The organism is Natrinema soli (assembly GCF_028618695.1).
This window is the reverse complement of record NZ_JAQIVI010000274.1, coordinates 1-966: the sequence shown is the minus strand read 5'-3', so window position 1 is coordinate 966 and position 966 is coordinate 1. Positions and strand designations below refer to the sequence as shown.

The 966-nt window shown below is 68.9% G+C and carries 1 protein-coding gene and 1 pseudogene; both read right to left on the bottom strand.

The window, feature by feature from the left end; all coding sequences use genetic code 11:
• On the bottom strand, nt 1–464 hold a 464-nt coding region (locus PGX04_RS16960; protein WP_273739599.1), incomplete at its 3' end, for a VOC family protein.
• A 150-nt stretch (nt 465–614) separates the two neighbouring features.
• A pseudogene (locus PGX04_RS16955) lies at nt 615–966 on the bottom strand (AAA family ATPase); the annotation flags it as partial.

The following is a 966-nucleotide window of genomic DNA, read 5'->3' as shown; positions in this document are numbered from 1 at the left end:
AGCGACTCGAGATCCAGCGGTCCGCCGGCCGCTCGGAGCGTTCCGTCGTCGGCTCGCGGCCACGCGTCCCGCGGCCGGTCGCAGTATATCTCGACGCCGTTCCCCTCGGGGTCGGTACAGTACAGCGCCTCGCTGATCCCGTGATCGGAGGCCCCCTCGAGCGTCCACTGCTCTCGAATGCGGTTCAGCGCGGCTCCCAGCGCCGCGCGCGAGGGGACCCTGAACGCGTTGTGATAGAGCCCCGTTCTCCGCTCGTCGCGCGGCTCCGCGGTCAGGTCCTCGCGGACGACGAGCAGCGACGTCCCGTCGACGCCGAGCGTCGCCCTCATCTCGTCGCGATCCCGCTCGAGAACGTCGAGGCCGACCACGTCGCGATAGAACTCGACCGTCGCCTCGCGGTCGGCGACGCGAAGCGCGGTCCGCCCGAGGCGCGTGTCAGCCGGAAGCGCCGGTGAAGTACCCATGTGTGTCGTACGGGAGCGATCCCCGTAAGTGGCTCTGTCGGCCGATGACACCGGATCGGCCGCCGTCATCCTGTAGTCGGTCGCCCGCTGCCGTCCACTCGCCGTCGATCAGCCACTGCCGTCCACTCGCCGTCGGTTATCCGAACCCGGTCACTCGCCGTTTTCGTCGTCCTCATCATCCTCATCGACGAGCCGATAGGTCCGGCCCCGGCGCTTGCCGACGGCCTCGATCAGATCGTAGTGGACCATCTTCGTCAGGTAGTTCCGCAGGGTTCGGTTCGTCTTCGGCTCCGCGACCCGGCGCTCGTACTTCTCGTAGAGCTCGCCGGGTTCGATCTCGCCCGCGTCGGCGATCACGTCGTAGAGCACCCGCTGGTGTTCGATCAACCCCTCGACGGTTTTTCGGCGGATCGCCGTCCGCGCGTCCGGGATCGCCGCCTCGAGCGCGTCGTCAGTGATCGACGCCAACCCCTGGCGCTCCGCGCGACGGGCGGCCGATCGC